This window comes from Coprococcus sp. AM97-35 (assembly GCF_027697525.1).
In the GTDB taxonomy this organism is placed as follows: Bacteria; Bacillota; Clostridia; order Lachnospirales; family Lachnospiraceae; genus Allocoprococcus; species Allocoprococcus comes.
This window is the reverse complement of sequence record NZ_JAQESL010000001.1, coordinates 242,184-259,412: the sequence shown is the minus strand read 5'-3', so window position 1 is coordinate 259,412 and position 17,229 is coordinate 242,184. Positions and strand designations below refer to the sequence as shown.

General features: G+C 45.2%; 14 protein-coding genes. All 14 read left to right on the top strand.

Going from position 1 to position 17,229, the window contains the following annotated elements:
- The first annotated feature begins 8 nt into the window (after positions 1-8).
- The 14 genes from PG840_RS01230 to PG840_RS01165 all read left to right on the top strand — a co-directional run bounded on the left by PG840_RS01230 (position 9) and on the right by PG840_RS01165 (position 17,205).
- Positions 9-902, top strand: a complete 894-nt coding sequence (locus tag PG840_RS01230) for a metallophosphoesterase (RefSeq protein ID WP_195502052.1) — start codon at positions 9-11, stop codon at positions 900-902.
- A 32-nt stretch (positions 903-934) separates the two neighbouring features.
- Positions 935-1,702 carry a segregation and condensation protein A gene (locus tag PG840_RS01225; RefSeq protein ID WP_173685147.1) on the top strand — a complete coding sequence of 256 codons (768 nt, stop codon included), beginning with the start codon at positions 935-937 and terminating at the stop codon, positions 1,700-1,702.
- A 6-nt stretch (positions 1,703-1,708) separates the two neighbouring features.
- Positions 1,709-2,278: an SMC-Scp complex subunit ScpB gene (gene scpB, locus PG840_RS01220; protein ID WP_055155895.1), complete on the top strand. Its 570-nt coding sequence runs from the start codon at positions 1,709-1,711 to the stop codon at positions 2,276-2,278.
- Positions 2,279-2,354: 76 nt separating this feature from the next.
- The gene (locus tag PG840_RS01215) at positions 2,355-3,755 is read left to right on the top strand and encodes a D-alanyl-D-alanine carboxypeptidase family protein (RefSeq protein ID WP_270205159.1); all 1,401 of its coding nucleotides are present in this window, start codon (positions 2,355-2,357) and stop codon (positions 3,753-3,755) included.
- A gap of 239 nt (positions 3,756-3,994) precedes the next feature.
- On the top strand, positions 3,995-5,983 hold the full coding sequence (locus PG840_RS01210; protein WP_008369222.1) for a 2-isopropylmalate synthase: 1,989 nt from the start codon (positions 3,995-3,997) through the stop codon (positions 5,981-5,983).
- A 287-nt stretch (positions 5,984-6,270) separates the two neighbouring features.
- On the top strand, positions 6,271-7,758 hold the full coding sequence (locus tag PG840_RS01205; protein WP_270205158.1) for a peptide MFS transporter: 1,488 nt from the start codon (positions 6,271-6,273) through the stop codon (positions 7,756-7,758).
- Between the two features lie 43 nt (positions 7,759-7,801).
- Positions 7,802-8,905: a hypothetical protein gene (locus tag PG840_RS01200; RefSeq protein WP_270205157.1), complete on the top strand. Its 1,104-nt coding sequence runs from the start codon at positions 7,802-7,804 to the stop codon at positions 8,903-8,905.
- Between the two features lie 11 nt (positions 8,906-8,916).
- The gene (locus PG840_RS01195; protein ID WP_055247096.1) at positions 8,917-9,996 is read left to right on the top strand and encodes a M24 family metallopeptidase; all 1,080 of its coding nucleotides are present in this window, start codon (positions 8,917-8,919) and stop codon (positions 9,994-9,996) included.
- Positions 9,997-10,383: 387 nt separating this feature from the next.
- A complete protein-coding gene (locus tag PG840_RS01190; protein WP_270205156.1) occupies positions 10,384-11,622 on the top strand; it encodes an amidohydrolase family protein in 1,239 nt (412 codons plus the stop codon).
- Between the two features lie 179 nt (positions 11,623-11,801).
- Entirely contained in the window at positions 11,802-13,238 is a 1,437-nt protein-coding gene (locus PG840_RS01185; RefSeq protein WP_022219913.1) for an acyl-CoA carboxylase subunit beta, read from the top strand.
- A 14-nt stretch (positions 13,239-13,252) separates the two neighbouring features.
- Positions 13,253-14,032, top strand: coding sequence for an OadG family transporter subunit (locus PG840_RS01180; RefSeq protein WP_270613286.1), 780 nt, complete (start codon positions 13,253-13,255; stop codon positions 14,030-14,032).
- Between the two features lie 27 nt (positions 14,033-14,059).
- Complete coding sequence (locus tag PG840_RS01175; protein ID WP_008369209.1) at positions 14,060-14,425, top strand: biotin/lipoyl-containing protein; 366 nt, start codon at positions 14,060-14,062, stop codon at positions 14,423-14,425.
- Positions 14,426-14,461: 36 nt separating this feature from the next.
- The gene (locus PG840_RS01170) at positions 14,462-15,613 is read left to right on the top strand and encodes a sodium ion-translocating decarboxylase subunit beta (RefSeq protein ID WP_008369207.1); all 1,152 of its coding nucleotides are present in this window, start codon (positions 14,462-14,464) and stop codon (positions 15,611-15,613) included.
- Between the two features lie 182 nt (positions 15,614-15,795).
- The gene (locus PG840_RS01165; RefSeq protein ID WP_270613285.1) at positions 15,796-17,205 is read left to right on the top strand and encodes an oxaloacetate decarboxylase subunit alpha; all 1,410 of its coding nucleotides are present in this window, start codon (positions 15,796-15,798) and stop codon (positions 17,203-17,205) included.
- Positions 17,206-17,229 lie beyond the last annotated feature (24 nt).

Below are 17,229 nucleotides of genomic sequence, written 5' to 3'. Positions count from 1 at the left end.
GGGAAGAGATGAAGACAACAGGGATTATCGTATTGATACTGGTGATTTTTGCAGCAGCAGTTCTTGCAGAAGTATGGCGGGAGCTGCACTGCTTCAAGATTACAAGATACCGGATCAGAACCAGTAAAATAAAGGGAGATGCCGGAAAAGTACGGATTGCTTTCTTAAGTGATCTGCATAATCATGTCTATGGAAAAGAGAATGAGGAGCTGCTTTTGGCGATCAGGGAAGCAAAGCCGGATCTGATCCTGGCAGGCGGCGATATGCTGGTCGGGAAAGCCGGAAGAGACTGGACACCGGCAGCGGATTTGATGAAAAAACTTCCACAGATCGCACCGGTCTGGTGCTGTAATGGCAATCATGAGCAGAGAATGCATGAGCAGCCGGAGATTTACGGCAAAGAATATGGATATTATGAGAATGAACTGAAAAAGGCAGGGATTCATGTCCTGGTGAATGGATCAGAAGAGATCCCGGTAAACGGGATGAAGCTGCGCTTATATGGGATGGAGCTTCCATTTGGATGCTATAAAAAAGGATGGAAGGTGTGTCCGCTTACGACTGGCGAGATGGAAGAACGGATTGGCAGTGCAGAGACGGACGCATACTGCATTTTAATGGCACATCATCCGCTTTACGCAGAAACCTATTGGAAGTGGGGAGCAGATCTGGTGCTGTCCGGACATTTACATGGCGGGATTGCCAGACTTCCACTGCTTGGCGGTGTGATCAGTCCGCAGTTCCGTCTGTTTCCACGCTACAGCGGGGACTGTTATGAAAAAGACGGGAAATATATTGTGGTCAGCAAAGGGCTCGGAACCCACACGATCAATTTCCGCTTCTGGAATCCGGCAGAGTTAGTCGTACTTGATATCATCCCGGCTTTCCTGTATAATAAATAAGGTTATCGACAATTTGACTGGAAAGGATATCTATGGGAAAAGGAATACCGGTAAAGCTGCAGGTTTTTGAGGGACCTCTGGATCTGCTCTTACATTTGATCGATAAAAATAAAATAGACATCTACGATATTCCGATCGTAGAGATCACCAACCAGTATATGGAATATATCCAGGCGATGGACAGAGCAGACCTGAATGTCATGAGTGAATTTCTGGTCATGGCGGCGACACTTCTGGACATCAAATGCAAGATGCTTCTTCCAAAGGAAGTCAATGAAGAGGGCGAGGAAGAAGATCCGCGTCAGGAACTGGTAGAGCAGCTTTTGCAGTACAAGATGTACAAATACATGTCTTATGAACTGCGTGACCGCCAGGTGGACGGAGAAAAGCTGTTCTATAAGGGAGCGACTATTCCGGATGAAGTAAAGAAATACGAAGAACCGGTAGATCTGGATACGCTTCTTGACGGGCTGACCCTGACGAAGCTGAATGATATTTTTCAGGATATCCTGAAAAGACAGGCAGATAAGACGGATCCGATCCGAAGTAAGTTCGGCAAGATCGAGAAAGAAGAGGTTACGCTTCCGGAGAAACTGGAATATGTTTATGAGTATGCAAAGGTACATCACAGATTCAGTTTTCGGGATCTCCTGAAAAAGCAGGCATCCAAGGTACAGATCATTGTCACCTTCCTGGCGGTGCTGGAGCTGATGAAGACAGGAGAGATACAGGTATATCAGGAACATACGTTTGATGATATCATCATTACATCGGACGAGGGACTGCGGCAAGGAGTATAGAAGAAAATGAGAACAAAACAGTTGGAGAGTATCATAGAGGCAATCCTGTTCACTATGGGAGATTCGGTCGAGGTGAGTAAGATCGCATCCGCGATCGAGCAGGATGTGCCGACGACGGAGAAACTTATCCATAATATGATGGACAAGTATCAGAAAGAGGAGCGTGGCATCCGGATCATCGAACTGGATCATGCATATCAGCTCTGTAGCAAACCGGAGATGTATGAGTATCTGATCCGGATCGCAAAGCAGCCGAAAAAGTATGTTCTGACAGATGTCATGCTGGAGACGCTTTCAATCATTGCTTACCGTCAGCCGATCACCAAGCTGGAGATTGAGAAGATTCGCGGAGTCAAATCGGATCATGCGGTAAACAAGCTGATCGAGTACAATCTGGTCTGCGAGCTTGGGCGCCTTGATGCACCGGGACGTCCGCTGCTTTTTGGAACAACCGAAGAATTTCTGCGCAGATTCAGTGTGCAGTCTTTAGATGATCTCCCGGGCATTGAACCGGAGAAGCTGGAGACATTCAAAGAAGAAGCGGAAGATGAGGCACAGATCCGGCTGAATATTTAAAATGGAATCCATAGTATAAACGCCCGTCCCTGTTCATAAAATGGAACAGAAAAGAGCAGGAGGGAGACCGGGGCGCATGAAAAAGAATGAAAAGAAGAGGAATGGAATACCGGCACGGACCAGAAGAGGGATTCTGGCAGCGTGCATGGTATTCTTTTTTAGTTTGCAGATTTTTCAAGGAAAGATGCTATGGAGAGAATCCACAGGAGAAAGTCCGAGTAAGGTCTTATCCGGGAAAGTGCCTGCGGAAGAAAATGAACGGACACAGATAATGGAGACTACGCAGCAAAAGGAACCGGTCTCGGATGCGCAGACTGCACAGGAAAAAGAAACCCGTGAGCAGGAAAGGGAGCAGCTTCTTACCCGACTCTATGCCCGTTCCGCTGCGCTGGTGGATGCGGACAGCGGCAGGGTTCTGCTCGGAAAAGAAGAGCATGTAATGCGCCCGATGGCAAGTACAACGAAGATCATGACCTGCATTCTTGCGCTGGAAAAGGGAAATCCGAAGGACCTGGTGACAGCCTCTGCAAATGCGGTCGCGCAGCCGAAGGTTCATCTGGGAATGCACGAAGGGGAAGCGTTTTATCTGGGGGATCTTCTATATTCCCTGATGCTGGAATCCCATAATGATTCTGCAGTGGCGATCGCGGAACACCTTGCAGGATCCGTTCCGCAATTTGCCGGGTGGATGAATGAAAAGGCAGAAGAGATCGGATGCACTGAGGCACATTTTGTTACGCCAAACGGATTGGATGGAGAGGATGTGGGCGGTGTGCACAGCATTTCAGCTGCAGATCTGGCAAAAATCATGAGCTACTGTGTCCTGCGTTCTCCCAAAGCTGCAGAATTTCTTGCGATCACGCAAATGCCGGCATACAGCTTTTCTGATGCTGAGGGAAAGGAGAATTTTAGCTGCAGCAACCACAATGCATTTCTTCAGATGATGGATGGCGCGATTTCCGGGAAAACAGGGTTTACCGGGGATGCCGGATATTGCTATGTAGGGGCTTTACAGAGTGAGGATCGTACATTTGTAGTGGCACTGCTTGCCTGTGGCTGGCCAAACAACAAGAATTATAAATGGACAGATACCAGAAAACTGATGGAGTACGGAATGGCACACTATCGTTACGATGAGGTGTGGAAAATACCGGAGCTTTCGAAAATACCCGTGGAAAACGGTGTTTCCCAAAATGGTTTGTTTGGAAAAGCAGCAGTGGAAGTGGAAATCAAAGGAAAAGAAAGTCCGGGTAAGATTCTGGTCGGAGATGATGATGTGGCAGAAGAAAAGACAGAAGTACCGGAAAAACTGGATGCGCCGGTGAAAAGCGGAACACCGGTCGGACAGATCACGTATCTCTTAAACGGGGAGAAATGGGGGAGCTGCCAGGCTGTTGTAAAAGAAACAGTCAGACGGAGAACATTTACCTGGATAGCCATGAAAATGTGTGAAATGTTTTACCAATTTAATTTTTAAAACACGAGAAGAATAAAATAGATCAAGAAAATTGCTTAAATTCATCAATGGACTTTCGCGATAAGATATGTTAGCATTAGCTAGACAACAAAATAAGACAAGAAAGTTGACGGATATTTGTGAAAAGTCAGGAATTAGGCAAATTGTGTGATTTTTATGAAAAATTTCTTGTTTTTTCATATGAACAGAAGAAAAAGCAGATGCCGCCCTTTCCAATTAAATAAAAGGAGAGAAACAAAATGGAAAATTGTAAAAAATACGAGAGACAATATTTTATGCCTCCGAAATTTGAATATGATTGGGTGAAAAAAGATTATGTAGACGCACCGCCGATCTGGTGCAGCGTTGACCTGCGTGATGGAAACCAGGCACTGATCGAGCCGATGAGTCTGGATGAAAAGCTGGAATTCTTCCAGTTATTGGTTGATGTGGGATTCAAAGAGATCGAAGTCGGATTCCCGGCAGCATCTGAGACAGAGTACCAGTTCATGCGTACCCTGATCGAGAAAGACATGATTCCGGATGACGTGACTGTCCAGGTACTGACACAGGCAAGAGAGCACATCATCAAACGTACCTTTGAAGCCGTACAGGGAGCACCACATGCTGTGATCCACGTGTACAACTCAACCTCTGTTGCACAGAGAGAACAGGTTTTCAAAAAAGACAAAGAACAGGTAAAACAAATCGCCATCGACGGAGCAAAGCTGTTAAAACAGCTTGCTGATCAGACAGAAGGAAACTTTACTTTCGAGTACAGTCCGGAAAGCTTTTCAGGAACAGAGGTGGACTATGCAGTGGATGTCTGCAATGCAGTACTGGATGTATGGCAGCCGACAAAAGATAAAAAAGTAATCATCAACATTCCGACAACCGTAGAAAACGCAATGCCGCATGTATTTGCAGGACAGGTGGAATATGTAGATAAGAATCTGAAATACCGTGATGGCGTGGTACTCAGCCTTCACCCACACAACGACCGTGGATGCGGTGTGGCAACTGCTGAAATGGGTATTCTTGCAGGTGCAGACCGTATCGAAGGAACCTTATTTGGAAATGGAGAACGTACCGGTAACGTGGATATCGTGACACTGGCACTCAATATGTTCTCACAGGGTGTAGATCCGGGACTGGATTTCACTGACATTCCAAAGATCCGTGAAATCTACGAACGCCTGACCAGAATGCATGTCTATGAAAGACAGCCATATGCAGGAGATCTGGTATTTACCGCATTCTCCGGCTCCCATCAGGATGCCATCGCAAAAGGTATGGCATGGCGTGAAGCGGAAGAAAGAGATCACTGGACCGTACCGTATCTGCCGATTGATCCGAAGGACATCGGAAGAACTTACGATAAAGATGTTATCCGTATCAACAGCCAGTCAGGAAAAGGCGGTGTAAGCTACATTCTGAAACAGAACTTTGGCATCAGCGTTCCGAAAGAAATGCGTGAAGAAGTCGGCTACATGGTAAAAGATGTATCCGATAAAGCACACAAGGAGCTGACTCCGGACTGGGTATACCACATTTTTGAAGATCATTATGTAAATTACAAAGGAATCTTCTCTATCGATGAATGCCACTTCAAACAGGAAGATGGAATTATAGCAGATGCAACCATTTCCCATGCAAATGGAAAACGTGTGGTAACAGCAGGCGGTAACGGACGTCTTGACGCAGTCAGCAATGCGATCAAACAGTACTTTGGTATCAGCTATGAACTGAGCTTCTACGAAGAACATTCCCTGACACGTGGTTCTTCTTCCAAGGCATGTGCTTATGTAGGTGTCATCTGCAATGGAAAGACCTACTGGGGAGTCGGAATTGATGCCGATATCATCAAAGCTTCTATTGAGGCATTGACAGTTGCTGTCAATAAGATCGATGAACTGAAGAATGTGAATGAATGTAAAGATGAAAGAATGGTAGAGATCATGAACTATATCCAGGCAAATTATCTGGATGTATCTTTAGATGATCTGGCAGAAAAATTCTTCCTGTCCAAACCGTATCTTTCTAAATATATCAAAGAAAAATCCGGAATGACTTTCGGGGATATTGTCAAAAAAGTCAGAATGAAAAAGGCACGTGCCCTGTTAAAGAGCAGCAGCATGACCGTTGAAAATATTGCACTGACCGTTGGATATCAGAATGTAGAGCATTTCAACAGACTTTTCAAGAAGGCGTACAATATCACACCGGTACAGTTCCGCAACCAGAAATAAATAATACATAAAAATGACGAAAAAAGGGCGCAAAAAACGGGGAAAAGACGTTTTTTGCGTTCTTTTTTTGTCAATGTTTATGAATGTGAACAAAAATTCATATTTACAGACGAAAATATTGACAAAGTGAACAAAAAAAAGTAAGATACTTGTATGTTCAAAATAAAAAACAAAAGTTAAAAATTATGAAACAAGGAGGAGTGAAGACATCTGAGGATGGGGAAAAATTAACGATTGTTTTTTGTTGAATGAATTGAATACAAAAGGTTATTTTGGAGGGAAAAATAATGAACGAACATGATGAGGCGTTAAGAAAACAAACCGCCTTTTTAGGACAGCCAAAGGGTGTGGGAACCCTGAGCTTTATGCAGCTTTGTAACTCTTTTGCAAACTATGCGATGAGTGCGGTACTGATTTACTACTTATACGCAAATGCACCGGAAGGACTTGGATTCAGCAAGGCAAATGCAGCACAGCTGATCTCTTTATATTCAACAGTTGTCGTACTGACAGGTATTGTCGGAAGCTTTGTCTGCGACCGTATCTTAGGATGTCGGAAGTCTTTATTTATAGCAAGATCACTTTCATTTATTGGATATGTATGCCTTGCATTACCACTTGGTGTTCCTGGCTATGGAATCGCTATGGGATGTCTGGCAATCGGACCGATGTTCGGTGGCAGATGTCTGGATGCTCTTCTTGGAAAATTCTATGATGAATCCGATGGAAGACGTGACAGCGCTTACACGATTTCTTACGTAATTTCCAACATTGGTGCAGCAGCTCCGGTACTTTCCGGTGCAATCGCAGCAGCACTCGGATACCATGCAGCATTCGCGGCATGTGCAGTCCTTGCATTCCTGGGTATCGTTGTATATGCAGTTACATACAAACCGTTCTTCGGTAATATCGGTATTGAACCGGATGATCCGCTTCCGGATGATAAGAAACGTTCTTTCATCACAAAGATGATCATTGTACTTGTTATCTGCGCAGTTGTTCTTGCAACGCTTTTTGCAACAGGAACATTAAGTATTTCTGTATTCTCAAATGTAATCAGTACTGTATCGATCATTATCCCGATCGTATACCTGGTAGTTATTTACAAAAGTAAAAAGACAGAGCCACATGAGAAGAAGAAAATTCTCTGCCTGGTTCCGCCGTTCATCTGTAACGCAGTTACCCTGCTGATCTGGACACAGACAATTTCAATCCTTGCAATCTTCTATGAAGAAAAGGTTAACCGTGTACTGTTCGGAATTGAAGTGCCTGCAGCATCTATGCAGACAATCCCAGCAGTATTTGCAGTTATCATCGGAAGTATCCTGACAGCAGTATGGACAAAACTCGGAAAGAAACAGCCATACGGAACCACAAAGATGGGTATCGGAACAATCTTCTGGGGATTTGGAGCTTTAATCATTGCACTCCTCTATGTAATCTATCCTGGAGATGCAAAAGTCAGCGCATGGTGGATCGTATTATTCTATGCAATCCTGATGCTTGGTGAAGGATTTACCTGCCCGATCGGTTACTCAATCACGGCTGTTGCAGCACCGAAGGCATTCATGACACAGATGATGACAATCTGGTCAATGTCACAGTCTACAGGAGCTGCTCTTAACACGCTGCTTACAAACTTCTACAAAGAAGGAAGCGAAATTCCGTTCTTCGTAGCAATCGGTTTGGGTGTATGTGCAGTCGGTGCGGTTGTAGCAATCTTCAGTAAAAAGCTTGCAGTCGGAATGGGACTGGACAAGAACGCAGAAGCATAAAAGATCAGGAAATAAGTTTATGTTTCAGGAGGATGAAAAATAAATGTCAGAGAATTGTAATTATGCACCGGTCGAAAAAGTCATTCTGATCGATGACAGAAGAATTGAGATTTATTGGGGCGAACAGATGCGCCGTGCTGATAATGAAAACGATTATCTGGTAAAATACAAAGGGGAAGTACAGGAACTGGTACACTGGACCAGTGATATGACATGGGATTATGGTACGGTATACCAGAAAGAATCCATGCGTACCACACTTTCCCTGGTTCATCCGGTTGATCCGGAATGTGCAGGAGAGGTTACCGTACAGGTTGTCGGAAAGCTGACTGATGTAAAAGACAGACCGGCAGACAATGAAAAGGTCTACCAGACCGTGTATCAGCCATATTATGTAGTCCGCAAAAAAGGAACCTCCGGTATTGTAGTAAAAGCCGGAGAAAAAACAACACCGGTCGTAGTGGATAAAGCACTTGCAATTATTGATATGATGCTTGAAAAGATCCCGGAAGTAGCAGAAGAGCTCGTCCGCAGAGGCGCAGAGGTATCTGTGTTCGGACTGCTTGAGAATGCTTATGATGTCCCGGAACACAGAATGGGATATCTGCTTGCAACCCGCCACGTGGCAGGTTACGGCGGTGAGATGACGAATCCGGCATCCTCTATTTCAGAGGCAAATGTGATCCGTCTCAGAACCGGAAGATATGCAACCAGTTATCCAAATGAGATGATCCTTGTGCATGAATTCGGACATGCGATCCATCTGGTTGGAATGAATGGTCTGAAAGACCAGACGCTTGCAGACATGATCCGGAAAGCATATCAGCATGCCAGCGACAATGGTTTGTGGCCGGACACTTATGCGATCAGCAATTACGAAGAGTATTTTGCAACCTTAAGTACTGTCTGGTTCAATGTCATGCAGGAAGGTGTTGACGGACGATGGGATGGTATCCGCGGACCGGTCAACACAAGAGAGGAACTGAAGGTCTATGATCCGGAAGGATATGAGCTGATGAAGCACATTTATCCGGAGAAGACACTTCCGGAACCTTGGCATTATAATGTAAACATCTATGATATTGATGGAAAACCATACAAATCATATGATGAAAATATGAAATTCAACTTGGATTTCATTCAGTAGGAGATGGAACAATGAATACACGCATACAGAAAATTGTAGATGCTGTAAAGAAAAATGGTCATGACGGAATTGTGATCAGCAAAGGCAGCGACATCAAGTATCTGACCGGCTTTACCGGAGAATATGGAGTTGCAGTCCTGCTTTTGACAGAAAAGAAAAACTATTTTGTAACCGACGGACGGTTTGAATTCCAGGCCGCACAGGAAACAGAAGGATTTGAAGTTGTTGTCTACGGTGAAGGACTGAATTACTTCAGCCAGACCGGTAAATTGGCGGCAGAAGCAGGGGTAAAACAGTGTGCAATCTGTGGAGCAGATCTTACGTTTGATGATTATCAGGATCTGGTAAGTCAGGCGCCTGATACCAAATTCGTTTCCGAAGGGTCTTATGTAGAACCTTTACGTGCGATCAAGACACCGGAAGAAATCGAGACGATCGAACAGGCATGCCGGATTTCAGAGAGATCTTTCTATGCACTGCTTGATGTGATCAAACCGGGCGTTACGGAGATTGATATTGCAAATGAACTGGAATATCAGTTCAGAAGCCGTGGCGGCTCCGGATTCTGCTTCGAGACGATCGTAGCATCTGGTCCGGATAACGGAGCAAACTGTCATGCGACAGCATCCGATAGAAAAATCCAGCTTGGTGATTTTGTGACGATTGATTTCGGGACTTATTATCACGGATACTGCTCGGATATTACCCGTACTGTTGCAGTAGGGAAAGCCAAAAATCCGGAGCTTTACAAGATGTTTGACGTAGTCAGAAAAGCAAAGGATGCTGGTCAGAACAGCCTGAAACCGGGAATGGTTATGGGCGAGCTCAGAGATATCATCGTGAAGGTAGTAGAAGATGCAGGCTATCATATTCCACATGGTCCGGGACACAACTTCGGACTGGATATTCATGAACAGCCGTATATCTGTACCGGCAGTAAAGTGACCCTTCAGCCGGGAATGGTTCATACGATCGAACCTGGAATTTACATTCCGGGAATCGGTGGCGTCCGTCAGGAAGATGATTTCCTGATCACAGAAGATGGATACCGCAGAATTACAAATATTACAGATGCTCTGATCACATTGTAATAAAAATGTTGTCATCCTAAAAAAGTATAAAGAATGGAGGAAATCCTTATCTGGTGGTTTGCCGGATAAGGGTTTTCTTTTTTTTGCGGGGACGGTCTGCGAGGGGGAGGTAGTGGGGCAGATTTAGAAAAATATGGGGGTGAAGTCCATTGTGCAAAACATTGCGATGAGCCTCTGAAAGCGAAAATTGTGTCAGCAGAGGCTTCCACAATTGCAAAAATTTTAACAGATTTTGTTTGAAATGGTTGCGCCTTTTAGGAAAAACAAGTATAATACACTTCAAAATGGTTGCACTTTAAAATATTAAAGAATGAATGCGACGAGCGAGGCAGCATGAAAGGGCTGCGTGTATTTGAAAAAATAAAAGAATAAAAGAGGGACCAAGGGATGATTATCAGTACGAAATATCTGATTACAGGAGATGGAAAGACCGTTCTTACGGATAAGGCAGTCTATATTGGAGAGGACGGCAAGATCGGAAAAATCGCACCAAAAGAAGAGCTGCTGAAAGAATTTCCGCAGGAGGAAGTTAAGGAATATGGTGATGCGACACTTCTTCCGGGACTTATGGATATGCATGCGCATCTTGCATACGGCTATTCCCAGCCGGACAGCTTTAATTATGGGGCACAGCTGATCATGTTATATGCGTTGCAGCATGCGCAGGCTGCATTTGAAAGAGGGATCACCACGGTGCGGGATATGTCTTCAGCACATGGTGTATGCAAGAATCTGAAACTGGCAGAAAAGAAGGGATTTATCGTGATCCCGAGAATCGTGCATACGGATACCGGAATCTGCATGACGGGCGGACATGCCTGGGATGAAGTCGAGGAAGCGGACGGTCCGTGGGCAATCCGTAAAGAAATCCGTAAGCAGGTTCGCGATGGTGCGGAATGGGTGAAGATCCTGACCACCAACCGCGAATCGTATCCGGAGCTTACCCAGGAAGAACTGGATGCGGCGGTGGATGAGTGCCACAGAAGAGGAATCAAGTGTGGCGTGCATGCCGGAACCAATCCGGGGATCCAGATGTGCATTGATGCCGGATTTGACACGATCGAACATGGAACCTTTATGACGCTGGATCATGCAAAGCAGATGGCAGAAAAAGGTATTGCCTGGACACCGACTATCATGGCATATACTTATCTCTATGAACTGTGCAAGGAAAATATCGAGAAGAATGGCGATGCACCGGTCAGTGATCCGGTCATGCAAAAAGAAATGGCAAATTATGAATTCTTTGAACCGGCATACAAAGCGTACCGGGATCATTTTAAAGAATTTTATGATACGGGTGTGACGGTTCTTGCCGGCACCGATATGGTGATGTATCATTCTCCGCTCTTACCGCTTCCGAGAGAACTGCAATATATGGTGGAATACGGAATTACACCGGTGCAGGCAGTACAGGTGGCAACTTCCAATCCGGCAAAGGTTCTGGGTGTGGAAAAAGAACGCGGACTTGTTGCCGAAGGACTGGATGCAGATCTTCTGGTAGTTGGCGGTGACTTAAGCAAGGATATCACCAGATTAAAAGATGTAAAATTTGTTACACTTGGCGGAAAAAGAGTCTTTGAAGACGGCATCCGTTATGTCGGAACAGGGAATATGTTTATGTAAAAAAAAGGCTTCTGCGTTGCAGAGGCTTTTTTTACACGTGAAAATTACTTGTCGAAAATTTAACAAAATAAGAGAAAACTTATCAAAAACAGTTGCGTATTGCATAGAAAGCAAGTATAATATACACGGCAGAAAATTTGATTTAATTATTAAATTTATAAAAATGGAGGGCTAGATTTATGAGCAACACAACATCATCAAACCCGGCGAGCTTAAGAATTGCCAATTTGCTCGATGAGGGAAGCTTTGTTGAAATCGGTGGACAGGTAACTGCAAGAGCAACAGATTTCAACATGCAGGAGAAAAAAGCTCCGACAGATGGCGTCATCACAGGTTACGGTGTAATCGATGGAAACCTGGTATATGTATACAGCCAGGACGCATCTGTACTGAACGGAACCATCGGCGAGATGCACGCAAAGAAGATTGCGAACATTTATGATATGGCAATGAAGATGGGCGCACCGGTGATCGGTCTGATCGACTGCGCAGGACTTCGTCTTCAGGAAGCAACTGACGCACTGAACGCATTCGGAAGCTTCTATTACAAACAGGCTATGGCTTCTGGCGTAATTCCACAGATCACAGCAGTATTCGGCAATTGCGGTGGTGGACTGGCAGCGGCAGCAGCACTTTCTGATTTTACATTTATGGCAGAGAACGGAAAATTATTCGTAAACTCTCCGAACACCATTCCGGGCAACACTGCGGACAAATGCGATACAGCAAGCGCAAAATTCCAGAGTGAAGAATCCGGAATCGTTGACGGCGTAGGAAGCGAAGAAGAAATTCTTGGCGAGATCCGCTCACTCGTAGCAATTCTTCCGGCTAACAACGAAGACAACGATGCATATGATGAATGCACAGATGATCTGAACAGAGTATGTGCAGATCTTGAGAATGCAGCAGAAGATGCAGCACTTGCTCTTTCTATGATCTCTGACAATGGTGTATTCATTGAGACAAAGAAAGCTTATGCAAAAGATATGGTAACAGGATTCATCCGCCTGAACGGAATGACAGTAGGTGCTGTTGCCAACCGCTCAAAAGTATACGATGAAGAAGGCAACACAGCAGAAGAATTCGACGGCACACTCTCAGCAATGGGATGCAAGAAAGCAGCAGCTTTCGTTAAATTCTGTGATGCATTCGGAATTCCGGTACTCACACTTACAAACGTAAAGGGACTCAAGGCAACTGCATGCTCAGAAAAGAACCTTGCAAGAGAGATGGCAGCTCTCACTTATGCATTTGCAGATGCAACTGTACCAAAAGTCAATGTGATCACAGGTAAAGCATTCGGAAGCGCATATGTGACAATGAACAGCAAAGCAATCGGAGCAGACATGGTATACGCATGGCCGGAAGCTGAGATCGGAATGATGGCAGCAGACATGGCCGCGAAGATCATGTACACAGATGCAGATGCAGATACATTAAAAGCAAAGACAGAAGAATACAAAGCACTTCAGTCAAGCCCGCTTTCCGCAGCTGGAAGAGGATATGTAGATACCATCATCGAACCGGCAGATACCAGAAAATATGTGATCGGTGCATTTGAGATGTTATTTACAAAAAGGGAAGAAAGACCATCCAAAAAACACGGAACAATTTAGCGAGGTGAAGCAAAGTGAAGAAAAAGATTAGTTTAGTAGTCGCAGTTCTGGTACTTGTGCTCGGCCTTGCAGGCTGCGGAAATGCCAAGACCGTCAGCTATGACAAAGATACACTGATCCAGTCTTGTGATGCTGTTTTTGATATCATTGAGAGCGGATCCATCACAAGCGACCAGATCACAGAGATGTCAGACTGGAATCAGGGATATCTGATGGCACAGTTTGAAAGCCAGACCGGTGTGCAGATGGAAGCAGACACTTTTGCAACTGCACTGGAAGGATGGAAAGCATCCCTGGAAGAATGCGGCGATTATGAAAGCCATAAAGACTATGAATTCGAGGCATCTTCTACAGGTGTTACGGTAACTGCACCGGCAACATTTTCTGACAGAAGTGCAGACCTGGAATTCGTATTCGATGAGAATATGACTCTGGAATCATTTACAGTCAATGCTCATTACGGCATGAGCGAAATCCTTGAAAAAGCGGGACTTAACACATTACTTGGTATGGGAACTGTATTCGTAATGCTTATTTTCATGAGCTTTATCATTTCCCTGATCAAATACGTTCCTGCATTACTTAACGGTACATCCAAGAAGAAAAAAGAAGAAGCTCCGAAGGCAGCACCGGCTCCGGCAGTGGCAGCAGCTGTAGAAGAAGCAGAAGAAATGGATGATACCGAACTTGTTGCAGTTATCGCAGCAGCGATCACAGCAGCAGAAGGAACTACTACAGACGGATTTGTAGTACGTTCTATCAAGAGAAGAAAATCAAACAAATGGAATGCATAGTGCGAATAGAATCAGGAGGATTTAAAGATGAAAAACTATACAATCACAGTTAACGGCAACGTATATGATGTTACAGTAGAAGAAAACGGAAACGGAGCAGCTGCAGCACCAGTAGCAGCACCAAAGGCAGCTCCGAAAGCAGCACCGAAGGCAGCTCCAAAAGCAGCAGCCGGAGCTGGAAGCATCAAGGTAGAAGCAGGTGCAGCCGGAAAAGTATTTAAGATCGAAGCAAGCGTAGGACAGAAAGTATCCCGCGGTGATGCAGTTCTTATCGTAGAAGCAATGAAGATGGAAATTCCTGTTGTAGCTCCGGAAGACGGAACAGTTGCAAGTATCGATGTAGCAGTAGGTGATGCAGTAGAAGCAGGACAGACACTGGCTACATTGAACTAAGGAGCAACATCCTTTTGAAAAACAGGAGGTTATAACATGGAATATATCACTAACACACTGGGAAACCTCGTGCAGCAGACTGCATTCCTCAACCTGACTTGGGGTAACTACATTATGATCGCAGTTGCATGTTTTTTCCTTTATCTTGCAATCAAGCATGGGTTTGAACCGCTTCTGCTTGTACCGATTGCATTTGGTATGCTCCTGGTAAATATTTACCCGGATATCATGCTTCATGCAGAAGATTCGGCTAACGGAACGGGCGGACTTTTGTATTACTTCTTCCAGCTGGATGAGTGGTCTATTCTCCCGTCACTTATTTTCATGGGTGTCGGTGCGATGACTGACTTCGGACCGCTCATTGCCAACCCGGCGAGCTTCCTCCTCGGTGCGGCAGCACAGTTTGGTATTTTCGCAGCTTATCTTGGCGCGATGGCTCTTGGTTTCTCTGATAAGGCAGCAGCTGCTATCTCCATCATCGGTGGAGCAGACGGACCGACATCCATCTTCCTTGCAGGTAAGCTCCAGCAGACGGCTCTGATGGGACCGATCGCCGTGGCGGCGTACTCGTACATGTCACTGGTTCCGATCATCCAGCCGCCGATCATGAAGCTTCTCACAACAGAGAAGGAAAGAAAGATCAAAATGGGACAGCTTCGTCCGGTTACACAGCTTGAGAAAATCCTGTTCCCGATCATCGTAACCATCGTTGTATGTATGATTCTTCCGACAACAGCTCCTCTGGTAGGTATGCTGATGCTTGGTAACCTGTTCAAAGAATCCGGTGTTGTAAGACAGCTGACAGAGACCGCATCCAACGCAATGATGTACATCGTAGTTATCCTGCTTGGTACATCTGTAGGTGCTACTACAAGTGCAGAGGCATTCTTAAATGTCAGCACATTGAAGATCGTACTACTTGGTCTGATCGCATTCGCATTCGGTACCGCAGCAGGTGTCCTGTTTGGAAAACTGATGTGCGTAGCCACACATGGCAAGGTAAATCCGCTGATTGGTTCAGCCGGAGTATCTGCCGTACCTATGGCAGCCCGTGTATCTCAGAAAGTAGGAGCGGAAGCAGATCCGACCAACTTCCTTCTGATGCATGCAATGGGACCGAACGTAGCCGGAGTTATCGGAACAGCCGTAGCAGCCGGAACATTTATGGCTATTTTCGGAGTAATGTAGCAACAGGAAGCGATTTGCTTGCTTGCAAGGGCAAATCGCGGTTGCTATCGAAATGTCAGACTGTGCCATCAGGCACAGAAGGAAACCGTCAGGTTTCCTTAGCGCTGCGAGCAGCGCGTATCTGACAGTGAGATAACAATCCTGAAGCTTAATAAACCTTATAATAATTGGAGGAAGATATAATGGCAGCAATTGAAAAGAAACCGATTAAGATTACGGAAACAGTTCTGCGTGATGCGCATCAGTCCCTGATCGCAACAAGACTTACCACAGAACAGATGCTTCCGATCGTAGATAAAATGGACAAAGTCGGATATCATTCCGTAGAGTGCTGGGGCGGAGCTACATTTGATGCATCCCTTCGTTTCCTGCATGAAGATCCATGGTCAAGACTTCGTAAATTCCGTGACGGATTCAAGAACACCAAACTTCAGATGCTCTTCCGTGGACAGAACATCCTTGGATACCGTCCATACGCAGATGATGTAGTAGAATACTTCGTTAAAAAATCTGTTGCAAACGGAATCGATATCATTCGTATTTTTGACTGTCTGAATGACCTTAGAAACCTTCAGACAGCAGTAAAAGCAGCTAACGCTGAGAAAGCAGAAGCACAGATCGCGCTTTCTTACACACTTGGAGATGCTTACACCTTGGATTACTGGGTAGACATCGCAAAGAGAATCGAAGATATGGGTGCAAATTCTATCTGTATCAAAGATATGGCAGGACTTCTTCTTCCGTACAAGGCAACAGAACTTGTCGGAGCATTAAAAGAAGCTGTTGATATCCCGATCCAGCTGCATACACATTACACATCAGGTGTTGCTTCAATGACATACTTAAAAGCAGTTGAAGCCGGTGTAGACGTGATCGATACCGCTATTTCACCGTTCGCACTTGGAACTTCTCAGCCGGCAACAGAAGTTATGGTTGAGACATTCAAGGGAACACCTTATGATACAGGATTTGACCAGAATCTTCTGGCTGAGATCGCTGATTACTTCCGTCCGATCCGTGACGAAGCACTTGACAGCGGACTTCTCAATCCGAAGAACCTTGGTGTTAACATCAAGACTCTTCTGTACCAGGTACCGGGTGGAATGCTTTCCAACCTTACTTCCCAGCTCAAAGAGCAGGGAGCAGAAGACAAGTTCTACGACGTACTTGAAGAAGTACCGAGAGTTCGTAAAGACCTTGGTGAACCACCGCTGGTTACTCCGTCATCACAGATCGTTGGTACACAGGCAGTATTCAATGTCCTGATGGGCGAACGCTACAAGATGGCAACAAAAGAGACGAAAGACATCCTGAGCGGAAAATACGGTGCAACTGTTAAACCGTTCAACCCGGATGTTGTTCAGAAAGTACTCGGAAACAATCCGGAAGTTATCACATGCCGTCCGGCAGATCTGATTCCGGATGAACTCGGAACTCTTGAAAAAGAGATGGAACAGTACAAAGAGCAGGATGAAGACGTACTCAGCTACGCACTCTTCCCGCAGGTAGCTACAGACTTCTTCAAATACCGCGAGGCACAGGAGAAGAAAGTAGATGCTACAATTGCAAAAGACGGAAGTTATCCGGTATAATAACGACGAACTGACGAAAGCTGT

Excerpts from the sequence above, each read along its gene's own strand:
- PG840_RS01230 (WP_195502052.1), top strand. The coding sequence starts at position 9 with ATGAAGACAACAGGGATTATCGTATTGATACTGGTGATTTTTGCAGCA.
- PG840_RS01225 (WP_173685147.1), top strand. The coding sequence starts at position 935 with ATGGGAAAAGGAATACCGGTAAAGCTGCAGGTTTTTGAGGGACCTCTG.
- scpB (WP_055155895.1), top strand. The coding sequence starts at position 1,709 with ATGAGAACAAAACAGTTGGAGAGTATCATAGAGGCAATCCTGTTCACT.
- PG840_RS01215 (WP_270205159.1), top strand. The coding sequence starts at position 2,355 with ATGAAAAAGAATGAAAAGAAGAGGAATGGAATACCGGCACGGACCAGA.
- PG840_RS01210 (WP_008369222.1), top strand. The coding sequence starts at position 3,995 with ATGGAAAATTGTAAAAAATACGAGAGACAATATTTTATGCCTCCGAAA.
- PG840_RS01205 (WP_270205158.1), top strand. The coding sequence starts at position 6,271 with ATGAACGAACATGATGAGGCGTTAAGAAAACAAACCGCCTTTTTAGGA.
- PG840_RS01200 (WP_270205157.1), top strand. The coding sequence starts at position 7,802 with ATGTCAGAGAATTGTAATTATGCACCGGTCGAAAAAGTCATTCTGATC.
- PG840_RS01195 (WP_055247096.1), top strand. The coding sequence starts at position 8,917 with ATGAATACACGCATACAGAAAATTGTAGATGCTGTAAAGAAAAATGGT.
- PG840_RS01190 (WP_270205156.1), top strand. The coding sequence starts at position 10,384 with ATGATTATCAGTACGAAATATCTGATTACAGGAGATGGAAAGACCGTT.
- PG840_RS01185 (WP_022219913.1), top strand. The coding sequence starts at position 11,802 with ATGAGCAACACAACATCATCAAACCCGGCGAGCTTAAGAATTGCCAAT.
- PG840_RS01175 (WP_008369209.1), top strand. The coding sequence starts at position 14,060 with ATGAAAAACTATACAATCACAGTTAACGGCAACGTATATGATGTTACA.
- PG840_RS01170 (WP_008369207.1), top strand. The coding sequence starts at position 14,462 with ATGGAATATATCACTAACACACTGGGAAACCTCGTGCAGCAGACTGCA.
- PG840_RS01165 (WP_270613285.1), top strand. The coding sequence starts at position 15,796 with ATGGCAGCAATTGAAAAGAAACCGATTAAGATTACGGAAACAGTTCTG.